Genomic DNA, 22,288 nt, shown 5'->3' with positions numbered 1-22,288 from the left:
ACATGTCACAAGTCACAATAACGCGCCGGCGTTATAACGTGACTTTGCTTATTGCTTTGTTACACTCGGACCCCTATTCCCCTTAAATAAAGCACTTAATGAGGTCTCTGCATGAGTGAACAACAGTTACCGAAAGGATTTCTTTGGGGCGGTGCGGTGGCCGCGCATCAGGTTGAGGGCGGCTGGGATCAGGGCGGCAAAGGCGTCAGCATTGCCGACGTGCTGACCGGCGGCGCGCATGGCGTCAGCCGTGTGATCACCGACGGCGTTCAGCCCGATAACTATTACCCCAACCATCAGGCGGTGGAGTTTTATTCCCACTACAAGCAGGACGTCGCCTTATTCGCTGAAATGGGCTTTAAATGCTTTCGTACCTCTATCGCCTGGACGCGTATTTTCCCCAACGGCGACGAGCAGGAGCCGAACGAGGCGGGGCTACAATTTTATGATGATCTCTTTGATGAGCTGCTGAAATATGGCATCGAGCCGGTCATCACCCTCTCCCACTTCGAAATGCCTTATCACCTGGTGAAAGAGTATGGCGGCTGGTATAACCGCAAAGTGGTCGATTTTTTTGTGCGCTTCAGCGATGTGGTGATGCAGCGCTACAAAAACAAAGTGAAGTACTGGATGACCTTTAACGAGATCAACAACCAGCGCAACTGGCAGTACCCGCTGTTTGGCTACTGCTGCTCGGGCGTGATCTTTACCGAACACGAAAAGCCGGAACAGGTGATGTATCAGGTGATGCACCATCAGTTTGTCGCCAGCGCCAAAGTGGTGAAGCGCGGTCATGAGATCAACCCGGACTTCAAAATCGGCTGTATGATTGCGCTGGTGCCGGTTTACCCCTTCTCCTGCCATCCTGATGATGTGATGCTGGCGCAGGAAGCGATGCATCAGCGCTACGTTTTCAGCGACGTGCAGATGCGCGGCTACTACCCCGCCTATACGCTGAAAGAGTGGGCGCGCAAAGGCTATGAGATTCAGATGGAGCCGGAAGATAGCGAGACGCTGCGCAACGGCTGCGCGGATTATGTCGGCTTCAGCTACTACATGAGCAACGCGGTGCAGACCAACGCTTCCGGCGTGGACGATCCTATTACCGGTTTTGAAGGCGTAGTGCCGAACCCACATGTCAAAGCCTCCGACTGGGGCTGGCAGATCGATCCCGTTGGCCTGCGCTATGTGCTTAACACCCTTTACGAACGTTATGAGAAGCCGCTGTTTATCGTGGAGAACGGCTTTGGGGCGATTGATAAGCCGGATGCCGAAGGCTTTATCGCGGACGATTACCGCATCGACTACCTGCGCGCCCATATTGAAGAGATGAAAAAAGCGGTGATTCACGACGGCGTGGACCTGATGGGCTACACCCCCTGGGGCTGCATCGACTGCGTCTCCTTTACCACCGGTCAGTACAACAAGCGTTACGGCTTTATCCACGTGGATAAAAACGATGACGGCAGCGGCACCTTTGCCCGTGCGAAGAAGAAAAGCTTTAACTGGTATCAGCAGGTGATCGCCAGCAACGGCGCTGAGCTGTAAGCGCAGGTCAATAAAAAGCACCGATAAATCGGCCTCACAGACAGCTAATACGCTCAAAGCGCGGGTAACACAGTCAGAGGAGTAAAGCGTCCCGCGCCAGGGACGGCGCGGGACGAGCAGTCAGGGATGACGTTTTTGCGACTTTACGATCTGACTGTGTTACCTGCGCAGGCGCGTTATTCATCGTCTGTGAAGGGCCGATAAATCGGCCCTTTCGCCTGTTGCAAGCATCGCTTACTGGTATTCGCTCATCGGCACGCAGGAGCAGAACAGGTTGCGGTCGCCAAATACATCATCCAGACGCTTCACGGTCGGCCAGTATTTGTTGGCGCTGCCCGCCGGGAACACCGCCAGTTCGCGACTGTAAGGATGCGACCACTCGCCCACGATTTCCATCTGGGTGTGCGGCGCGTTGACCAGCGGATTGTCTGCCAACGGCCACTCGCCGTCAGCCACGCGATCGATCTCCATACGGATCGCCAGCATCGCGTCGATAAAGCGATCCAGCTCAATCTTGCTCTCCGACTCCGTCGGTTCCACCATCAGGGTTCCGGCCACCGGGAAAGACATGGTCGGCGCGTGGAAGCCGTAGTCGATCAGACGCTTGGCGATATCCAGCTCGCTGATGCCGGTCTGCTCTTTCAGCGGACGAATGTCGAGAATACATTCGTGCGCCACGCGACCATCACGGCCGGTATAGAGGATCGGGAAAGCGGATTGCAGACGATGAGCGATGTAGTTCGCATTCAGGATCGCTACCGAGCTTGCCTGCTTCAGACCTTCAGCCCCCATCATGCGGATATACATCCAGCTGATCGGCAGAATAGAGGCGCTGCCAAACGGCGCGGCGGAAACTGCGCCCTGCTGGGTCAGTACGCCATCGATCTGCACCACGCTATGTCCCGGCACGAAAGGCGCCAGGTGCGCTTTGACGCCGATCGGACCCATGCCCGGACCGCCGCCGCCGTGCGGAATGCAGAAAGTTTTGTGCAGGTTAAGGTGCGAAACGTCCGCGCCAATGTAGCCCGGCGTGGTGATGCCCACCTGAGCATTCATGTTCGCGCCGTCGAGGTAAACCTGACCGCCATACTGATGGACGATCTGGCACACTTCGCGGATGGTCTCCTCATAAACGCCGTGCGTGGAAGGATATGTCACCATGATGCAGGAGAGGTTTTCCCCCGCCTGCGCCGCTTTCTCACGCAGATCATGCAGATCGATGTTGCCCTGCTTATCACAGGCGACCACCACCACGCTCATGCCCGCCATCTGCGCAGAGGCCGGGTTAGTGCCGTGCGCGGAGCTTGGGATCAGGCAGAGATTGCGCTGTGCTTCGTTACGGCTTTCATGATAGCGGCGAATCGCCAGCAGCCCGGCATACTCGCCTTGCGCGCCGGAGTTCGGCTGCATGCAGAGTGCGTCGTAGCCGGTGAGCTGCACCAGCCACTGAGAAAGCTGGGCGATCATTTGCAGATAGCCGGTCGCCTGCTCTGCCGGGCAGAACGGATGCAGTTCCGCAAATTCCGGCCAGGTGATCGGAATCATCTCTGCGGCAGCGTTCAGCTTCATGGTGCAGGAGCCGAGCGGGATCATTGCCTGATTCAGCGCCAGATCTTTCTTCTCCAGGCTGTGCATGTAACGCATCATCTCGGTTTCGCTGTGATGACGGTTAAACACCGGATGGCTCAGAATCGCTGCCTTGCGTTGTAAGCCTGCGGGAATTGAATGGCTGTCGCGGGCAACGGCGGCGTCGAGCGCGTCGATATCCAAACCGTGCGCATCGCCCAGCAGAATGGCGAACAGCGCGGCGATATCTTCACGGCTGGTGGTTTCGTCCAGCGTGATGCCGACGGCGTTGTGGATGTCGTTGCGCAGGTTAACGCCAAAGCTCAGGGCGCGGTTCAGCACCGCGGCTTTATCCGTTACCTCAACGGTCAGGGTGTCGAACCAGCTGGCGTGGCGCAGCTTCATGCCGCCTTTTTGCAGGCCTGCCGCCAGGATATCGGTGAAGCGATGAATACGCGACGCGATGCGCTTCAGACCAGCCGGGCCGTGGAATACCGCGTAGAGACCAGCGATATTCGCCAGCAGTACCTGAGAAGTACAGATGTTGGAGTTGGCCTTTTCGCGACGGATATGCTGTTCACGCGTCTGCATCGCCATACGCAGCGCGTTATTACCCGCCATATCGCGGGAGACGCCGATGATACGGCCCGGCATTGAGCGTTTGTGCTCATCACGGCTGGCAAAGAAGGCCGCGTGCGGACCGCCGTAGCCCATCGGCACGCCGAAACGCTGGGCGGAGCCGAACACGATATCCGCGCCCTGCTTGCCTGGCGCTTCGAGCAACACCAGCGCCATAAAGTCGGCGGCAACGCTGACGATAACCTTGCGGCTTTTCAGGTCTGCCATCAGCGAACTGTAGTCATGCGCTTCACCCGTGGTGCCGACCTGTTGCAACAGCACGCCGAAGAGATCGTCGTGATCGCGCGCTTTTTCTGCGGTATCAACGATCAGGTCAAAGCCAAAGGTTTCAGCACGGGTGCGCACCACGTCAAGGGTCTGTGGATGAATATCCTCGGCGATAAAGAATTTGTTGGCGTTTTTCAGCTTGCTGATGCGTTTGGCCATCGCCATCGCTTCCGCCGCCGCGGTGGCTTCGTCCAGCAGTGACGCGGAGGCGACGTCCATGCCGGTGAGATCCAGCGTGACCTGCTGGAAATTCAGCAGCGCTTCCAGACGGCCCTGCGACACTTCAGGCTGATAAGGAGTATAGGCAGTATACCAGCCGGGGTTTTCCAGCATGTTGCGCAGGATAACCGGCGGCGTAATCACCGCGCTGTAGCCCATGCCGATCCAGGATTTGTAAATCTGATTCTGGCTGGCAATCGCCTTCAACTCCGCCAGCGCCTGCTGTTCGGTCGCTGCTTCACCAACGGCTGGCGGGCTGGGTAACTGGATATCAGCAGGCACAACAGAACCAATCAATGCGGCCAGCGAGCTGGCGTTAATCGCTTCCAGCATGGTGGCCTGTTGCTCAGGCGAAGGGCCGATATGGCGCTCAATGAACGCACCGTTGTGTTCAAGCTGGCTGAGAGTCTGGGTCATTAGCAGTAAATCCTGAATCGGGCTGGGTAACATTGATGCTGCGCGCAACCTGCGCGGCGCAGTGGGTTCGGGAGCGGGCTATCCGCTCCCGAAACGACAAGTCAGCGTGCCTGTTACTCGTCGATGGAGCCTTTATAAGCGTCCGCATCCAGCAGAGAATCAAGTTCTGACTCATCGCTGGCTTTGATTTTGAATAGCCATCCAGCAGCGTAAGGCTCGCTGTTTACCAACTCCGGCGCATCGGCTAATTCTTCATTCACTGCCACAACTTCACCGCTGATGGGGGCGTAGATATCGGAAGCCGCCTTGACGGATTCCGCGACCGCGCAGTCATCACCGGCGGAAAAAGTTGCGCCGACATCCGGCAGGTCAACAAAGACCATATCGCCCAGCAGTTCCTGTGCGTGTTCAGTGATGCCCACGGTCCAGGTGCCGTCATCTTCTTTACGCACCCACTCGTGGCTTTCACGGTATTTCAACTCATTTGGCACATTGCTCATCGCCATCTCTCCTGAAAAAATTACTGAGCGACCGGCTTACCGGCGCGAACGAAAACAGGTTTAGTGACCTTTACCGGCATTTCGCGGTTGCGGATCTGCACAATTGCGCTGTCGCCGATGCCGGCCGGAACGCGGGCCAGCGCAATGCTGCAACCCAGCGAGGGCGAGAAGGAACCGCTGGTAATGATCCCTTCCTGCACCTGGCCCTGCTCATCGATGAAGCGTACCGGCAGCTCGTTACGCAGCACGCCTTTCTCGGTCATGATCAGGCCGACCAGCTTCTCCGTGCCCGTTTTACGCTGAGCTTCCAGCGCTTCACGGCCAATGAAGTTGCGATCCACTGGCTCCCAGCTGATGGTCCAGCCCATGTTGGCCGCCAGCGGCGAAACGCCTTCATCCATCTCCTGACCGTACAGGTTCATGCCCGCTTCCAGACGCAGCGTATCGCGCGCGCCAAGACCGGCTGGCTTCACGCCCGCCGCCAGCAGCTGCTGCCAGAAATCCGCGGCTTTAGCTTTCGGCAGCGCGATCTCATAGCCCGCTTCGCCGGTGTAACCGGTAGTAGCGATAAAGAGCTCGCCCGCCTGAACGCCGAAGAACGGCTTCATTCCTTCAACGGCCTGACGCTGCTCAGCGCTGAACAGCGTCTGCGCTTTTTGCTGGGCGTTTGGCCCCTGCACCGCAATCAGCGCCAGATCGTTACGCTCGGTCAGCGTGACGTCATAGCCTTGCGCATGGTCACCAATCCACTTGAGATCTTTTTCACGCGTTGCGGAGTTAACCACCAGACGGAAAAAGTCCTCGGTCATAAAGTAAACAATCAAATCATCAATGACGCCACCGGAAGCGTTCAGCATACCGGTATAGAGGGCTTTGCCCGGCCGGGTGAGTTTGGCGACGTCGTTAGCCAGTAGGTAGCGCAGGAAGTCACGCGTTTGGGCGCCGTGCAGGTCAACGATGGTCATGTGGGAAACATCGAACATACCCGCGTCGTTACGTACCGCGTGATGTTCATCCATCTGGGAACCGTAGTGCAGCGGCATCATCCAGCCATGAAAGTCCACCATGCGGGCACCGCAGGCTTGATGTTGTTCAAACAAAGGCGTCTGTTGAGTCATAACTATCCTGTGCAGAAGCAAGTCAGTCGAAACGGGCGCTTTTACCGGTTTTATCACCGACGCAAACGTTCTCTTTGCAATGACGTTATCACCGAACGGGTCAATTAACCATAAGCAAAACGAGGGTGAAGATTAATCTCAGTCGCGGGGCGCTGTGAATATTAACCAGTGAAATAAACTGGAAATATGTGATTTATTGCACATAAAAATCAATACAATAGCCTGTGAGCAGCAAATTAACGAAGCATAAGCCGCATAAAAGAAAAATCAGACGGGGCGAAAAACGTTATCACATGAAAAAAAATAATGCGAAGAGAGCGGTAAAATTAGAATAAATCAAATGAGGCACAAAAAGAGTGCGCCCCTGCCTTTTTTTGGTGCAGTGAAGGAATTGAGGTCAGCGAAGAAGGTAAAACAGAGGAGAAGCGGCCAGAGAGATTCTCCGGCCAGTAAAAATTATTTAGCGCAGCCAGGCCGGCAGATCGTTGAGACCCATCGCCTGTTTCAACATCATGGGCTTGACGCCAGGCAAGGTATCCGCCAGCTTCAGCCCGACGTCGCGCAGCAGTTTTTTTGCCGGATGCGTTCCGGCAAACAGCTCGCGGAAACCCTGCATTCCGGCAAGCATCATCGCCGCGCTCTGTTTACGGCTGCGCTCGTAGCGACGCAGATAGAGATGCTGGCCAATATCTTTCCCCTGCTGATGCAGACGTTTGATTTCGCCAATCAGCTCAGCGGCATCCATAAAACCGAGATTCACTCCCTGCCCGGCCAGTGGATGGATAGTGTGCGCCGCATCGCCTACCAGCGCCAGACGGTGCGCGGCAAAGCTACGCGCATAGCGCGCCATCAGCGGGAAGGCCTTACGCTCGCTTTCCAGATGACACAGCCCTAAACGCATATCAAAGGCAACGGAGAGCTGCTGATTAAACAGCGCTTCCGGCATGGTTTCCAGACGGCCTGCCTCCTGCGGCGAGAGCGACCAGACGATGGAGCTGAGATGAGGATCCTGCATCGGCAGAAAAGCCAGAATGCCATCGCCATGAAACACCTGACGCGCCACCGCATCGTGCGGCATATCGGTACGCACGTTGGCGACCAGCGCATGATGCTCGTAATCCCAGAAGGTAATCGGGATATCTACTTTATTACGCAGCCAGGAGTTGGCGCCATCAGCGGCAACCAGCAGGCGCGTGCTCATCATGTTGCCATCCTGCAGGGTAATAAAAGCTTCGTTGTCGCCGAACGCTACCTGCTGCAGCTGCGCCGGGGCCAGCAGCGTGACATCGCTGCAGCTGCTGGCGCGCTGCCAGAGCGCGCTGTGTATCACCGGGTTTTCAATAATGTGTCCGAGATGGGACAAGCCCTGCTGCTCATCGTCAAACGAGATGCTGCCGAAGCTATCCTGATCCCAGACTTCCATGCCGTGATAGCTGCTGGCGCGCATTGAGAGGATCGTTGACCAGACGTCCAGCTTTTGCAGCAGCCGCTCGCTGGCGGCGTTGATCGCGGAGACGCGAATCGCCGCGGGCGCGTTGGCATCAAAGTGCGGCGCCGCAGATTTCTCCAGCACGGCGACGCGCAGACCGCTGCCCTGCAGTCCACAGGCTACTGCCAGCCCGACCATGCCGCCGCCGGCGATAGCCACATCAAAAGTTTGCATCGAAGCCCCTTATTAACGCTTTACCCACCCGAGGGTGCGCTCAGCCAGTTGATTTCGCAGCCACGGCTGATTATCCATCGCCATCAGCCCAAGGTTTCTTCCTACCACCAACGGAGCGTAGCGATTGGCAAACAGTCGCACCAGCCCATCGGTGACGCCAATGGTCGCCTCACGATCCGGCAGACGCCGCTGCTGATAATGTTGCAGAACGCTAAAGCTGCCGACATCCTGCTGATGGCGATGCGCCGTCGCCAGCGTTTCCGCCAGCGACATTACGTCGCGCAGGCCAAGGTTGAAACCCTGCCCGGCGATGGGATGCAGCGTCTGCGCAGCATTACCGACCAGCGCCAGCCGGTGGGAAACGGTCTGCGTCGCCACCTGTAACGCCAGTGGATAACTGTCGCGCTGGCCGCTATGGGTAAACTTGCCTAAGCGCCAGCCAAACGCCCGCTGCAGCTGCACAAGAAACTCCGCATCGCTCCAGTTCTGCACCGTTTCTCGTGCCGACAGCGGATGACACCAGACCAGCGAAAGACGCCCTTCCGACATCGGCAACAGCGCCAGCGGACCATGTTCGGTAAATCGTTCGAAAGCGCGTCCCTGATGCGGCAGCTGCGTGGAGACGTTGGCGATCAGCGCCAGCTGCTGGTAATCGTCACGCTGCCACTGAATGCCGCAGGAAGCGGCAAGCGGCGAACGCGAGCCGTCAGCTGCCACCAGCAGCGAGCCGCTGAGCTGTTCGCCGCTGTTCAGCGTTACCTGCACGCTATCCTGCTGGCGTGACACCGAGGTGACGCTGGCGGGACAACGCAGCGTCACGCCCGGCGCGCTCTTCAGCCGGGCAAACAGGCGCTGCCCGACGTCGAACAGTTCCACCACGTTGCCCAGCACGTTAAGTCCATAATCCTGCGCCTGCATCGAGACAAAACCCACATGGCCGCGATCGCTAACGTGAATATCGGTGATCGGCGTGGCGCAGCTTTCCAGCGTGCGCCAGAGATTAATCGCCGCCAGCTGCTGACAGGTACCCGCCGCCAGCGCAATGGCGCGGCTGTCATAGCCCGGATGCGTACGGCTGCCCGGTTCGCTGCTTTCAATCAGCGTCACCGACAGTTGCCCCTGCGTCAGATGAGAAAGCGCCAGCGCCAGGGTTGCGCCAGTCATACCGCCGCCAGCAATGATAATACTCATCTGTTGCGCGCCGCCGCCATCAGCGTCTCGATCGCCTCAGCGTCCTTAACCACGCTGTCGGTGAGATTCTCGTTGCCGGTTTCGGTGATCAGAATGTCATCTTCGATACGCACGCCAATGCCGCGATATTGCGTCGGTACATCCGCATCCGGCGCGATATAGAGGCCGGGTTCAATGGTCAACACCATGCCCGGCTCCAGAATGCGATCGCGGCTCGGCGTGCCGTAGTGGCCGACATCGTGTACATCCAGCCCCAACCAGTGGCCCAGCCCGTGCATATAGAACTGACGATGGGCATTCTCGGCGATCAGGGTATCTACGTCGCCTTCCAGGATTCCCAGCTCAACCAGCCCGCTGACCATGATCTGCACCACTTCGTCATTCACTTCGCGAATACTGATACCGGGACGGAACAGGCTCAGCGCATGGTAGAGCGAAGCCAGCACGATGTCATAGATCTCGCGCTGCGCCGGGCTGAATTTGCCGCTCACCGGAAAGGTGCGCGTGATATCGCCCGCGTAGCCATGAAATTCGCAACCGGCGTCGATCAGCACCAGATCGCCGTCGCGCAGCTCGCTCTCGTTTTCGGTGTAGTGCAGAATACAGGCGTTTTCGCCCGAACCGACAATGGTGTTATAGGAGGGGAAACGCGCGCCGTGGCGGTTAAATTCATGCAGAATTTCCCCTTCCAGATGGTATTCAAACAGTCCGGGCCGACAGGCTTCCATCGCCCTGGTATGCGCCAGCGCGCTGATCTGCCCGGCGCGGCGCAGAATTTCAATCTCTTCCGGCGCTTTGAACAGGCGCATCTCATGCACCCAGGGTCGCCAGTCGGTCAGGGTATCAGGCGCGCTCAGGTTCTGGCGAAAGCCGCGGCGCAGTTTTTCCAGCGCGCCAAAGACTAACTCATCTGCCTCGCGAAACAGCCCCTGCGCGTGATAAACCACATCCAGCCCATTCAGCAGTTGATAAAGCTGCTCGTTAATATCATCCCAGGGCAAGGCGCGATCGACGCCCAGCTTCGCCGGCGCCGCCTCCTGGCCCAGACGGCGGCCAAACCAGATTTCTGCCGTAAGATCGCGAACGCGATTGAACAGCACGCTGTGGTTATGGTTCTCATCACTCTTGATCAACACCAGCAGCGCCTGCGGCTCGTTAAAGCCGGTGAAGTACCAGAAATCGCTGTTCTGACGAAACGGATATTCGCTGTCGTTGCTGCGCGTCACTTCCGGGGCGGCAAAGAGAAGCGCCGCGCTGCCGGGAGCCATGCGCGCTAACAGCGCCTGACGACGTTGCTGGAAAGTCTCCAGAGTAATCATGTTCTGCACTCCCTGTTAAACGGGCACGCCGGTGCCCCTGAGATGATTCGCGTTATAGTGCCTTAGTGTAACGTGGGTTTACTCACTTCGGGTGCGGTCATCGGCGGATGATTGAAAGTGTCATGACACAGCAGCGCGGCAACACGCACATATTCGATCACCTCTTCCAGCGACTGCTCAAGCTCTTCCTGATCTTCATCTTCGTCATAGCCCAGTTGGCCGATAGTGCGCAGATCGTCGATCGCCTCGCCGGTCTCGCCGGTGACTTTGTCGAGCTTCGGCTGCGTGACGCCGAGGCCAAGCAGAAAATGGTTTACCCAGCCCGCCAGCGCATCGGCGCGATCGAATACTGTGATATCGTCATCGTCTGGCAACAGCAGCTGAAACAGATAGCCTTCGTCTTCAAGCGTGTTGGAAATGCCGTCATGCAGCGCCTGCAGAGGCTGCGCCAGGCTTTGCGAAAACGCCAGGCCTTCATTGGTGAGATCGTGTACCAGCTTCTTCCAACTGTGATCCTGATTGCCGCCACAGATGATGCCGCTGAGCAAGCCATGCATCTCTGCCGGCGTCATCCCCACGCCCTGTTGGGAAAGCACTGACGCCAGCGCGTTGTAGTTCGGGGTTGCGTTCTGTAAAGACATAAGCATTCATCATCGTTGGCAGAATAAGTTCATGTTATGCTACCACCAGGTGCCTCAAGGTTTCCAGAAAAGGGGTTGTAAGTTATTTCTCGGGTCTATATAGTGCGCACCTCCCAAACCTGCGACGGGTAAGGGTGATGCGGGCAAAGGATAAAGTCAGGAAGGTGGCATGTCTGCACAACCGGTAGATATTCAAATTTTTGGTCGTTCATTGAGAGTGAATTGTCCGCCTGAACAGCAAGATGCGCTGAATTCGGCAGCTGAGGATCTCAATCAACGGTTGCAAGATTTAAAAGTTCGCACTAGAGTCACAAATACAGAGCAGCTGGTGTTCATCGCCGCGTTAAACATCTGCCACGAGCTGGCGCAAGAGAAAGTGAAAACGCGCGATTACGCTGCTAATATGGAACAACGTATCCGTGTTTTGCAGCAGACCATCGAACAGGCTTTAGTTGAGCAGGGTCGCATAACTGAACGCCAGGGTGCAAAGTTTGAATAACACTTCATGGTTGCTGTGATAGAGTGACGGTGAAGTAAATTTTCTCTGAGGTGTTTGCCAGTGGGCCAGTCCCCTGAGCCGATATTTCAAAAAAACAGAGTGTGGCGCTCCGTTACCTGTGAGCATGCTCGGTCCGTCCGAGAAGCCTGATGGTTGCGACGGCACATTCACCTTGAACCAAGGGTTCAAGGGTTACAGCCTACGGCGGCATCTCGGAGATCTCCCCTTTCGTTTGTTGTTCCCTTTCTTCCCGTCTCGCATGATATAGTTGCTGCTCTGAGCAGGCTCTTCACGGGGACATCATGACTCATCCCTCTTTACTCGATCGCCAGGATATTCGTCAGCACGTGCGCCATCTGCGTCGTGGTCTCAGCGCTGAGCAGCAGGAACGGGCCGCCGATCTACTGGCCGAACATGCGATTAACTTTGCCCCGGTCAGCGCAGCCGAAAAGATTGCGTTGTTTCTGTCGGTGGACGGAGAGCTCAATACGCGACCGCTGATCGCCAAACTCTGGCAGCAGAAGAAGCAGGTTTTTCTGCCGGTGCTTCATCCCTTCTCGCCCGGTCATTTACTCTTTTTGCGCTATACGCCGGAAACCCCGTTAGCTCCGAATAAATTGCGTATCCCTGAACCGCCGCTGGATATCCGTCAGATGGCGACGCTGGATGAACTGGATGTGATGATGGTGCCGCTGGTAGCCTTTGATCGCGACGGACAGCGTCTCGGCATGGGCGGCGGTTTTTATGACCGCACGCTGCAACACTGGCAGCAGCACGGTTTTTTGCCGGTGGGGCTTGCTCACGATTGCCAGCTGGTAGAGAAGCTGCCAGTAGCGGAATGGGATGTGCCGTTGCCCGCCGTGCTGACGCCGTCAAAGCTGTGGCAGTGGTAAGAAAAAAGGAGACCTGAGGTCTCCTTTCTTTTTTCAGGTCAGAATATCAGTACAGCAAACGCGCGCGGATGGTACCCGGAATCGCCTTCATCAGCTGCAGCGCTTTGTCTGCCACATCCTGCTGCGCATCAATGTCGATTACCACGTAGCCCATGTAAGGGGACGTTTGCAGGAACTGTGCGGCGATGTTAATGCCCTGCTCGGCGAAAATCTGGTTGATGGCAGTCAGAATGCCCGGACGGTTCTCATGAATGTGCAGCAGACGACTGGCGCTGGCGGCGTGCATCGGCAGCGACACTTCCGGGAAGTTAACGGCGGAAAGGGTAGAGCCGTTATCGGAATATTTCGCCAGCTTGCCGGAGACTTCCAGCCCGATGTTTTCCTGCGCTTCCTGGGTGGAACCACCGATATGCGGCGTCAGGATCACGTTGTCAAACTCACACAGCGGAGAGTTGAAAGGCTCGCTGTTGGTCGCCGGCTCAACCGGGAACACGTCGATGGCGGCGCCCGCCAGATGTTTGTTTGCCAGCACGTCGCACAGCGCGGGGAGATCCACCACGGTACCGCGTGAAGCATTAATCAGCAGCGAACCCGGCTTCATCAGCGCCAGCTCTTCGGCACCAATCATCTCTTGCGTGGACGGCGTTTCCGGCACGTGCAGACTAACCACGTCGCTCATGTTCAGCAGGTCGGAAAGATGACGAACCTGAGTGGCGTTACCCAGCGGCAATTTGTTTTCAATATCGTAGAAGAAGACATGCATACCCAGGCTTTCCGCCAGCACGCCAAGCTGCATACCGATATGGCCATAGCCGATGATGCCCAGCTTTTTACCGCGCGCTTCAAACGAGCCTTGGGCATTTTTATTCCAGATGCCGCGATGGGCTTTGGCGTTTGCTTCCGGAATGCCGCGCAGCATCAGCAGCATTTCGCCGATTACCAGCTCGGCAACGGAACGGGTATTGGAGAACGGCGCGTTAAACACCGGAATACCGCGCTTCGCCGCAGCGTTCAGATCGACCTGGTTGGTGCCGATACAAAAACAGCCAACAGCAACCAGCTTCTCAGCGGCGGCAAACACCTCTTCGGTAAGATTGGTGCGGGAACGGATACCGATAAAGTGCGCATCACGGACCGACTCTTTTAACGCCTCCGTATCCAGCGCACCTTTATGGAATTCAATATTGGTGTAGCCTGCCGCGCGCAGGTTATCCAGCGCGCTCTGATGGACACCCTCCACCAGCAGGAACTTAATCTTGTCTTTTTCCAGTGATACCTTTGCCATTTCCCGACCCTATTCAGAATTCAATGAGAGCTGCCATAAGTCAGCCTTCTGTCAAAATATCAAAAAATACGCGCGCAGCAATACAAACGATTGCCTCTCTGCCAGCACGGGTCAGCTATCCCACAGCGCATTTCCCTACAAAATAGGGTGTTGCGTAACGCTAAAAGGACGAACCTGAGGAAGATATCAGATTTGTGACATAACTCACCGAATTTTACTGAGCAAAGAAAAGATGTTTTGCGTCAGGAAATAACTGGCGTCCGGGAACGCCAGACAGATCATTTTTCGATGGTTTTCACCCCGTCGGCGGTGCCAATCAACGCAATATCGGCGCCGCGCGTGGCGAAAAGCCCCACGGTGACTACGCCAGGCAGGGCATTAATGCTTTTTTCCAGCGCAATGGGATCGAGGATGCTGAGATTATGCACGTCGAGAATAATGTTGCCGTTGTCGGTTACCACATGCTGTCGATACTCCGGCAGGCCGCCGAGCTTGACCAGCTCCCGCGCTACATAGGCGCGCGCCATCGGTATTACCTCGACAGGTAGAGGAAATCGCCCCAGCACGTCCACTTCTTTCGTGGCATCGGCAATACAGATGAACTTATCCGCGACGGCCGCGATGATTTTTTCCCGCGTCAGCGCTGCGCCGCCGCCTTTGATCATCTGCATCTGAGGATTGATCTCATCAGCGCCATCCACATAAACCGCCAGCTGGTCGATCTCGTTGAGATCGAATACCGGAATGCCGAGGCTTTTCAGCTTCAGCGTCGAGGCTTCCGAGCTGGAAACCGCTCCCTCAATCTGATGTTTCATGGTGCCTAACGCATCGATAAAATGCGCGGCGGTAGAGCCGGTGCCAACGCCCACCACGGTGCCCGGCTGCACATATTTCAGTGCGGCCCAGCCAACGGCTTTTTTCAGTTCATCCTGGGTCATGGTATCTTTACAACCTGTGCTGCGACGGAATGCGCGTAGTATAAAGCAAGGCTTCGGCAAAAAGCGCGTGCGTTAAATGCGGATTCGCCGCTTTGGAAGCCAGCCCACAAAAACAAACGCAGCGCTGCACATCCCGTTACGCGCTACGCCAGGCTGAAATAAAGAACCGGCTTACCCACCCTGAAGGAGAGAAAAAAACAATGAAACGCCCGGATTATCGAACGCTTCAGGCGCTGGATGCTGTGATTCGCGAACGCGGTTTTGAACGTGCTGCGCAAAAGCTCTGTATCACCCAGTCTGCGGTGTCGCAGCGAATCAAGCAGCTGGAGAATCTGTTCGGCCAGCCGCTGCTGGTGCGCACCGTGCCGCCGCGTCCGACCGAGCAGGGACAAAAACTGCTGGCGTTGCTGCACCAGGTTGAGCTGCTGGAAGAAGAGTGGCTGGGCGATGAAGTTAGCGGGACGACGCCGCTGCTGCTGTCGCTGGCGGTCAACGCCGACAGTCTCGCGACCTGGCTGCTGCCCGCGCTGAAAGATGTGCTGGCCGATTCGCCGGTGCGTCTGAACTTACAGGTAGAAGATGAAACCCGCACCCAGGAGCGTTTACGTCGGGGCGAAGTGGTGGGCGCGGTGAGTATTCAGCCGCAGCCGCTGCCGAGCTGTCTGGTGGATCAGCTGGGCGCGCTGGACTATCTGTTTGTCGCCTCGCGCGAATTTGCTGACCGCTACTTTCCTAACGGCGTCACGCGTTCCGCCCTGCTGAAAGCACCGGCGGTGGCCTTTGATCATCTTGATGATATGCATCAGGCGTTTTTGCAGCAGAACTTTGACCTGTCGCCGGGTAGCGTTCCCTGCCATATCGTCAACTCGTCAGAAGCCTTCGTGCAGCTGGCCCGTCAGGGATCGACCTGCTGTATGATCCCGCATCTGCAAATTGAGCGCGAGCTGGCGAGCGGCGAGCTGATTGACCTGACGCCCGGCCTTTATCAGCGCCGTATGCTCTACTGGCATCGTTTTGCGCCGGAGAGCCGTCTGATGCGCCGTGTCACCGATGCGCTGCTGGCGCATGGTCATCGCGTGCTGCGTCAGGATATGCAGGCGGCCTGAGACGCTGAGCGATAAAAAACGGGGCGACGTGCGCCCCGCTTTGGTTATGGCGTGTTGGGTTTGATTTCAAACACCACATCCACCTGATCGTCAAAGTGAATGCTCTGCTGCTCGTAAGTCTGTTGCGCGGTGGTATCGGCTGGCGCCGCCGCCGCTTTGTACATGCGCGCCATCGGCATCGGCTGGTAGTTGGCGACATGGTAACGAATGCTGTAAACCGGGCCCAGTTTTGCATTGAACCCTTCCGCCAGCGAAGCGGCCTGTTTGGTGGCGTTATCCATTGCCGCTTTGCGCGCCTGATCCTTAAAGCTGTCCGGGTTGGTGACGCCCAGTTCCACAGAGCGAATCTCATTCAGGCCCGATTTTAATGCCCCGTCCAGCAGCTCGTTGAGCTTATCCAGCTGGCGTAACGTTACCTGAACCTGACGTACCGCACGGTAGCCTTTCAGTATCGATTTCCCCTCTTTGGTATAATCGTACTCTGGCTGCGTGCTCAGGTTCGCCGCATCGATATCTTTCTTTTCAATACCGTTTTTCTGCAAAAAGTCGAAATATTGCGCGACGCGATCGTCTGCCTGTTTCTTCGCGTCCGCCGCCTCTTTTGACGAGACGTTAACCATGATCGACAGCGTGGCGATATCGGGACGCGCATCTACCGTTGCCTGGCCGGAGGTCACAACGTGCGGACCGTTAGGCACTTCCCCTGCCAGCGCCGCGTAAGGCAAAGCGCCCATGCTCATTATTGCGGCCAGGGCCATCGTTTTCATCATTAATAAAGTCCTCCATGAGAATGTTAATTCAACCGCTGCCACTATGGCGAAGCCTGAAACAGTTTACTATGCGTGTTGCTCTGAGTTTAGATTCTGGCAAAAGTTCGTCGCATTTGAATGACTGGCAGCGTCCTGTTGGCGCAATGGGTGGCAGATCAGTGAAAGCCCTGAATACCCTGGCGCGCCAGCTGCAGAGCGATAACCCACATCACTATCCCCACCAGCAGATTTATAACCCGCTGCGCTTTGGCTGTACGTAACAGCGGCGAGAGCCAGGCGGCGAGCAGCGCCAGGCCAAAGAACCAGAGAAATGAGGCGCTGGCAGAACCCAGCGCAAACCAGCGGCGCGCCTCCTGCGGCATCTGTCCGCCAAGACTGCCCAGCACCACAAAGGTATCAAGATAAACGTGAGGATTGAGCCAGGTAACGGCCATCATAGTGGCAACGATGCGCCAGCGCCCTTGCTTCATCACCTCAGCCGCCGCCAAATCCACGTTACCGCTAAAGGCGGTACGCAGCGCTCCCCAGCCATACCAGAGCAGAAAAGCCACGCCAGCCCAGGTTATCAGCATTAATAACACAGGCGACTGATTAAGCAGTGCACTGCCGCCAAAAATACCGGCGCAAATCAGCACCACATCGCTGAGCGTACAAAGCGATGCGGTCATCAGATGATACTGACGACGCACGCCCTGATTCATCACGAAGGCGTTTTGCGGCCCCAGCGGCAGAATTAACGCGGCGCCAAGAGCAAGCCCTTGTAAATAAAAAGATAACACAGTTACACCTCAGGAAAGACTGGAAACAGGCGCAGTGTAGCCGGAACGAATTATTAGCGGAAATGGAAAATTTTAATATCGCATTAGCAAAGTTGATGCAGCAATGCGATAAAAAGGGCGGAAAATCCGCCCTGCTTTGTTATTCGGCCTGCGGCGCTGTTTGCGCTTCGCCATCCGCCTGTTTCACTTGATGCAGGTGAACATCCATCTGCGGATAAGGAATGCCGATACCGTGCGCATCCAGTGTACGCTTGAAGTTTTTCATCAGATCCCAGTAAACATCCTGCAGATCGCTGCTGTTGCTCCAGCAGCGCACCACGAAGTTCAGCGATGAAGCCGCCAGCTCATTCAAACCAATCTGTACGCCTTTATCCTGCAGGACGCGCTGATCGGCATCCACCACTTCCCGCAGCAGCGTGATCACCTGATCAACATCCGCATCGTAGGCGACGCCAATAATGAACTCATTACGGCGAACCGGCTCACGAGAAAAGTTGATGATATTGCCAGTGATAATTTTGCCGTTCGGCACAACAGCAATTTTGCCGTCACCGGTTCTCAGCGTGGTGGAAAAAATTTGCACACTCAGCACGGTTCCCATTACGCCGCCGAGATCAACAAACTCACCAGCTCGCAACGGACGGAAAGTGACCAGCAGCACGCCTGCCGCCAGGTTAGAGAGCGATCCCTGTAATGCCAGGCCGACGGCCAGACCCGCGGCACCCAGTACGGCGATGACCGATGCGGTTTGCACGCCGACGCGCCCTAACGCCGCAATGAGCGTGAAAGCGATAATCCCGTAGCGCACCAGCGCAGAGAGAAAATCCGCGACCGTAGCGTCAATGTGGCGCGCCACCAGCAGGCGGTTAATCCCGTTAGAGATAATACGCGCCACAATCATCCCGACGATAAGAATAGCAATCGCGGCAACAATATTAACGGCGTAGCTCAGCAGTAACGCCTGGTTACGCACCAGCCAGTTTCCTGCATTACTGATTCCGTTAACGACATTTAAATCTTCCATTAGTTAGCCCTGTGTTGTTTACCCATGAGGGAAATGACAAAACATTGCCAGAGAAGTTCCGACAATCCATGTTAGAAGGTTAAGACATGATCAGAAGATACGCCAAATCACGCCTGAATTCCTTGGTTTTTGTAGGGATAATTGTATAAAAAAAGGCCCTCGCGGGCCTTTTTGTCTGTATCACGAAAAACTACAGTACATCGATAGCGTTAAGCTCTTTAAATGCCTGTTCCAGACGCGTCACCATAGAGGCCTGGGCTGAGCGCAGCCATACGCGCGGATCGTAATATTTCTTGTTCGGCTTATCGTCGCCTTCCGGGTTACCCAGCTGCGCCTGCAGGTAGCCTTCGTTCTTTTTGTAATACTGCAAAATGCCGTCCCAGGTCGCCCACTGCGTGTCGGTGTCGATGTTCATCTTGATCACGCCGTAGCCGATAGACTCTTCGATTTCAGCAGCGGAAGAACCGGAGCCGCCATGGAACACAAAGTCCAGCGAGTTATGCGGCAGGCCATGCTTCTGGCTGACATATTCCTGTGAGTTTTTCAGGATAACCGGAGTCAGTTTCACGTTACCCGGCTTATAAACGCCGTGTACGTTGCCGAAAGAAGCAGCGATAGTGAAACGTGGGCTGATCGCGCTCAGTTTGGTGTAAGCGTAATCGACATCTTCCGGCTGGGTGTAGAGCGCAGAACTGTCAACATCGGAGTTATCCACGCCATCTTCTTCACCGCCGGTCACGCCCAGTTCAATTTCCAGGGTCATGTTCAGCTTAGACATGCGCTCCAGATATTTACCGCACAGCTCGATGTTCTCTTCCAGCGACTCTTCAGAAAGATCGATCATGTGAGAGGAGAAAAGCGGCTTACCGGTTTTCTGGAAATGCGCTTCGCCCGCGTCCAGCAGACCGTCGATCCACGGCAGCAGTTTCTTCGCGCAGTGGTCAGTATGCAAAATAACCGGCACGCCATACTGCTCGGCCATCAGATGAACGTGCTGTGCGCCTGAGATGGCGCCGAAAATCGCTGCACCCTGCGGCTTGTCAGTTTTGAAGCCTTTACCGGCAATAAAAGCGGCACCGCCGTTAGAGAATTGAACGATAACCGGGGCTTTGGCTTTTGCTGCTGCTTCCAGTGCCGCATTGATAGAATCGGTGCCGACACAGTTTACCGCTGGCAGCGCGAATTTGTTCTCTTTCGCTACCTTGAATATCTTCTGTACGTCATCACCGGTCACAACGCCGGGTTTTACGAAATCAAAAATTTTAGACATGGTTGTGTCCTGTTTGTCCTGTTTCGTTGGCCGCATAACGGATTCAACGCCCGTAACCGGGCAACACTTCAGGCGACGCGATACGCCGCCCCTAAAGGATTACTGCTTAGCACGCTCTTCCAGCATCGCTACAGCAGGCAGTTTTTTCCCTTCCACAAATTCCAGGAAAGCGCCGCCGCCGGTAGAGATGTAAGAGATCTTATCTTCAATGCCGAACAGGTCGATCGCCGCCAGCGTATCGCCGCCGCCCGCTACCGAGAAAGCGTCGCTGTCCGCGATAGCATTGGCGATAATTTCAGTGCCCTTACGGAAGTTCGGGAACTCAAACACGCCGACCGGACCGTTCCACAGAATGGTTTTTGCTTCTTTCAGCAGCTTCGCCATCGCCTGGGCGGTTTCGTCACCGAAGTCCATAATCTCTTCGTTATCCGCCACTTCGGAAACTTTTTTCACGGTAGCCGGGGCAGTTTCAGAGAATTCCGTGCCGACGCGGGAGTCGACAGGTACCGGAATGCCGTGCTCGTCACGCAGTTTTTTCGCCGCTTCGACAAAGTCAGGTTCGTAGAGTGATTTACCCACGTTGTTATCGATCGCGACGAAAGTGTTGGCGATGCCGCCGCCGACAATCACGGTATCCGCGATGTTGACCAGCGATTGCAGCACGTCGAATTTGGTGGAAACTTTAGAGCCGCCGACCACTGCCACCAGCGGACGCTCCGGGTTACTCATTACTTTGCCCAGCGCTTCCAGCTCGGCAGAGAGCAGCGGACCGGCACAGGCGATCGGGGCGAATTTGCCGACGCCATGGGTAGAAGCCTGCGCGCGGTGCGCGGTGCCGAAGGCATCCATCACAAACACGTCGCAGAGCGCAGCATATTTCTTCGCGAGGGTTTCTTCGTCTTTTTTCTCGCCTTTGTTGAAGCGGACGTTTTCCAGCACCACCAGCTCGCCGGCGGCGACATCAACGCCGTCCAGGTAATCTTTCGCCAGAGTGACCGTGGTGCCGTTCAGCTTTTCTTTCAGGTAGTTAACAACCGGCAGCAGGGAGAACTCTTCGTTGTATTCACCTTCGGTCGGGCGACCCAGGTGAGAGGTAACCATCACTTTCGCGCCCTGTTTCAACGCCGCTTCGATGGTAGGCAGAGAAGCACGAATACGTGCGTCTGACGTCACTTTCCCTTCTTTTACTGGCACGTTGAGATCGGCACGGATCAAAACACGCTTACCAGCAAGATCCAGATCGGTCATCTTAATTACAGACATGGTAAACCCTCTCGTTGATTCTCATAAGTTTTGTCAGACACAAACCGCGTCTTACCTGAAACCGCGTGCGGCCATTGCTAACGTCGTATCGAGCATTCGGTTAGCAAAGCCCCATTCGTTGTCACACCAAACCAGGGTTTTGATCAGGTGCTGACCGCTGACCCGCGTCTGCGTGCCGTCCACTATGGCACTGTGCGGATCGTGGTTAAAATCTACTGAGACTAACGGTATTTCCGTATAGTCAACTATACCACTAAATGCCCCCTCTGACGCGTTTTGCAGTAAGGCGTTGACCTCACTCGCCTTCACCGCCTGGCGCACAGAAACGCTGAGATCGATGGCGGTAACGTTGATCGTCGGCACGCGTACCGCAATCGCTTCGAAGCGGTCATTGAATTTCGGAAAAATACGCGTAATGCCAGCGGCAAGACGCGTATCCACCGGAATGATCGACTGACTGGCGGCGCGCGTGCGGCGCAGATCGCTGTGGTAAGCGTCGATCACCTGTTGATCGTGCATCGCCGAATGGATCGTCGTGACGGTGCCGGTCTCAATGCCAAAGGCGTCATCCAGCAGCTTGATCACCGGAATAATGCAGTTGGTGGTGCAGGAGGCGTTAGAGACAATGCGATCGGTTGGTTTAAGAGCCTGCTCATTCACGCCGAACACCACGGTGGCATCAAGATCGTTGCCGCCCGGATGGGAAAACAGCACTTTCTTCGCGCCCGCCCGCAGATGGGCTTCGCCATCGGCACGGCTGCCGTAAACGCCGGTGCAGTCCAGCACGATATCCACGTTAAGCTCGCGCCATGGCAGATGCTGTAACTCCGCCTGATGCAGAATGCGGATAGTATCGTCTCCTACCCAGAGCAGATCGCGCTCCTGGCGCACGTCAAAGGCGAAGCGGCCATGGCTGGTATCGTACTTGAGCAGATGCGCCATACCCACGGCTTCCGCCAGCTCGTTAATCGCCACCACCGTGATTTCAGCCCGACGACCGGTTTCGTACAGCGCGCGCAATACGTTGCGCCCAATGCGGCCAAAACCATTTATCGCAACCCGAACGGTCATATCTCTCCTGCGCTAACTGCCTGAAAATGTGCTAATAGCCTGAGCGTTTCGCACAGGTTTGTACAGGAAATTCTTGACTGCCTGCGGGCCGCGCAGCGGTATCAAAACCGCAAACTGAAACGGTTCAGCGAGAATAAAGCAACTGAGGAATAACAGGAATGATTGCGATCAATTGTGCTGTTGATAATTGGATCTGCGTCACAATTTTTCGTCAGAAAAATTATTACTGCGGGAATAATTCCCGGAGGAATAGATGCAAAAAGGGCGAACAAGTCGCCCTTAACGTTAAACGCTGTTTGCCC

At 56.0% G+C, this 22,288-nt stretch carries 19 protein-coding genes and 1 other RNA gene; 5 read left to right on the top strand and 15 right to left on the bottom strand.

All coding sequences use genetic code 11. The features are described from left to right. The first annotated feature begins 111 nt into the window (after window positions 1-111). Complete coding sequence (locus tag ABU178_RS15310; RefSeq protein ID WP_397216423.1) at window positions 112-1,548, top strand: 6-phospho-beta-glucosidase; 1,437 nt, start codon at window positions 112-114, stop codon at window positions 1,546-1,548. A 234-nt stretch (window positions 1,549-1,782) separates the two neighbouring features. Here ABU178_RS15310 and gcvP read toward each other — a convergent pair whose 3' ends face one another. From gcvP to ABU178_RS15275, 7 genes are all read right to left on the bottom strand, one after another. Beyond that, window positions 1,783-4,656 carry an aminomethyl-transferring glycine dehydrogenase gene (gene gcvP / locus ABU178_RS15305; RefSeq protein ID WP_397216421.1) on the bottom strand — a complete coding sequence of 958 codons (2,874 nt, stop codon included), beginning with the start codon at window positions 4,654-4,656 and terminating at the stop codon, window positions 1,783-1,785. Window positions 4,657-4,769: 113 nt separating this feature from the next. After that, window positions 4,770-5,156 (bottom strand): glycine cleavage system protein GcvH, encoded by a 387-nt coding sequence (gcvH, locus tag ABU178_RS15300; protein WP_397216419.1) that lies wholly within the window; start codon window positions 5,154-5,156, stop codon window positions 4,770-4,772. A 20-nt stretch (window positions 5,157-5,176) separates the two neighbouring features. Next, entirely contained in the window at window positions 5,177-6,274 is a 1,098-nt protein-coding gene (gcvT, locus tag ABU178_RS15295) for a glycine cleavage system aminomethyltransferase GcvT (RefSeq protein WP_397216417.1), read from the bottom strand. 460 nt (window positions 6,275-6,734) lie between these two features. Next, window positions 6,735-7,937 carry an FAD-dependent 2-octaprenylphenol hydroxylase gene (gene ubiI / locus ABU178_RS15290; RefSeq protein WP_397216416.1) on the bottom strand — a complete coding sequence of 401 codons (1,203 nt, stop codon included), beginning with the start codon at window positions 7,935-7,937 and terminating at the stop codon, window positions 6,735-6,737. Between the two features lie 12 nt (window positions 7,938-7,949). Then, a complete protein-coding gene (gene ubiH, locus ABU178_RS15285; RefSeq protein ID WP_397216414.1) occupies window positions 7,950-9,128 on the bottom strand; it encodes a 2-octaprenyl-6-methoxyphenyl hydroxylase in 1,179 nt (392 codons plus the stop codon). Then, complete coding sequence (gene pepP / locus ABU178_RS15280; RefSeq protein WP_397216412.1) at window positions 9,125-10,447, bottom strand: Xaa-Pro aminopeptidase; 1,323 nt, start codon at window positions 10,445-10,447, stop codon at window positions 9,125-9,127. The genes ubiH and pepP overlap by 4 nt, the downstream gene beginning before the upstream one ends. Window positions 10,448-10,509: 62 nt before the next feature. Beyond that, window positions 10,510-11,088 (bottom strand): YecA family protein, encoded by a 579-nt coding sequence (locus tag ABU178_RS15275; protein WP_397216410.1) that lies wholly within the window; start codon window positions 11,086-11,088, stop codon window positions 10,510-10,512. 169 nt (window positions 11,089-11,257) lie between these two features. Here ABU178_RS15275 and zapA point away from each other — a divergent pair, with 169 nt between their 5' ends. From zapA to ABU178_RS15260, 3 genes are all read left to right on the top strand, one after another. Next, a complete protein-coding gene (gene zapA / locus ABU178_RS15270; RefSeq protein ID WP_312239675.1) occupies window positions 11,258-11,587 on the top strand; it encodes a cell division protein ZapA in 330 nt (109 codons plus the stop codon). Window positions 11,588-11,626: 39 nt separating this feature from the next. Further along, window positions 11,627-11,810: non-coding RNA, 6S RNA (ssrS, locus tag ABU178_RS15265), on the top strand. A 79-nt stretch (window positions 11,811-11,889) separates the two neighbouring features. Then, entirely contained in the window at window positions 11,890-12,480 is a 591-nt protein-coding gene (locus tag ABU178_RS15260; protein ID WP_397216408.1) for a 5-formyltetrahydrofolate cyclo-ligase, read from the top strand. A gap of 46 nt (window positions 12,481-12,526) precedes the next feature. On the opposite strand, the gene serA is transcribed toward ABU178_RS15260, so the two are convergent. Together serA and rpiA are read right to left on the bottom strand one after the other, a co-directional pair. Beyond that, window positions 12,527-13,765, bottom strand: coding sequence for a phosphoglycerate dehydrogenase (gene serA / locus ABU178_RS15255; protein WP_397216406.1), 1,239 nt, complete (start codon window positions 13,763-13,765; stop codon window positions 12,527-12,529). Between the two features lie 278 nt (window positions 13,766-14,043). Continuing rightward, complete coding sequence (rpiA, locus tag ABU178_RS15250) at window positions 14,044-14,703, bottom strand: ribose-5-phosphate isomerase RpiA (protein WP_397216404.1); 660 nt, start codon at window positions 14,701-14,703, stop codon at window positions 14,044-14,046. A 200-nt stretch (window positions 14,704-14,903) separates the two neighbouring features. Here rpiA and ABU178_RS15245 point away from each other — a divergent pair, with 200 nt between their 5' ends. Next, window positions 14,904-15,809 (top strand): LysR family transcriptional regulator ArgP, encoded by a 906-nt coding sequence (locus ABU178_RS15245; RefSeq protein ID WP_397216402.1) that lies wholly within the window; start codon window positions 14,904-14,906, stop codon window positions 15,807-15,809. A 44-nt stretch (window positions 15,810-15,853) separates the two neighbouring features. Here ABU178_RS15245 and ABU178_RS15240 read toward each other — a convergent pair whose 3' ends face one another. The 6 genes from ABU178_RS15240 to epd all read right to left on the bottom strand — a co-directional run bounded on the left by ABU178_RS15240 (window position 15,854) and on the right by epd (window position 21,986). Beyond that, window positions 15,854-16,579, bottom strand: coding sequence for an oxidative stress defense protein (locus ABU178_RS15240; protein WP_397216400.1), 726 nt, complete (start codon window positions 16,577-16,579; stop codon window positions 15,854-15,856). 155 nt (window positions 16,580-16,734) lie between these two features. Further along, window positions 16,735-17,358: an arginine exporter ArgO gene (gene argO / locus ABU178_RS15235; RefSeq protein WP_397216398.1), complete on the bottom strand. Its 624-nt coding sequence runs from the start codon at window positions 17,356-17,358 to the stop codon at window positions 16,735-16,737. Window positions 17,359-17,497: 139 nt separating this feature from the next. After that, entirely contained in the window at window positions 17,498-18,382 is an 885-nt protein-coding gene (gene mscS / locus ABU178_RS15230) for a small-conductance mechanosensitive channel MscS (protein WP_397216396.1), read from the bottom strand. A gap of 190 nt (window positions 18,383-18,572) precedes the next feature. Then, complete coding sequence (fbaA, locus tag ABU178_RS15225; RefSeq protein ID WP_397216394.1) at window positions 18,573-19,652, bottom strand: class II fructose-bisphosphate aldolase; 1,080 nt, start codon at window positions 19,650-19,652, stop codon at window positions 18,573-18,575. 99 nt (window positions 19,653-19,751) lie between these two features. Continuing rightward, window positions 19,752-20,915 carry a phosphoglycerate kinase gene (pgk, locus tag ABU178_RS15220; RefSeq protein WP_397216392.1) on the bottom strand — a complete coding sequence of 388 codons (1,164 nt, stop codon included), beginning with the start codon at window positions 20,913-20,915 and terminating at the stop codon, window positions 19,752-19,754. Window positions 20,916-20,966: 51 nt separating this feature from the next. Next, the gene (epd, locus tag ABU178_RS15215; protein WP_397216390.1) at window positions 20,967-21,986 is read right to left on the bottom strand and encodes an erythrose-4-phosphate dehydrogenase; all 1,020 of its coding nucleotides are present in this window, start codon (window positions 21,984-21,986) and stop codon (window positions 20,967-20,969) included. Window positions 21,987-22,288 lie beyond the last annotated feature (302 nt).

Source organism: Pantoea osteomyelitidis, from assembly GCF_044342975.1.
Taxonomy (GTDB): Bacteria; Pseudomonadota; Gammaproteobacteria; order Enterobacterales; family Enterobacteriaceae; genus Pantoea; species Pantoea osteomyelitidis.
The sequence above is the reverse complement of the archived record's forward strand: the minus strand, read 5'-3'. Positions and strand labels throughout refer to the sequence as shown.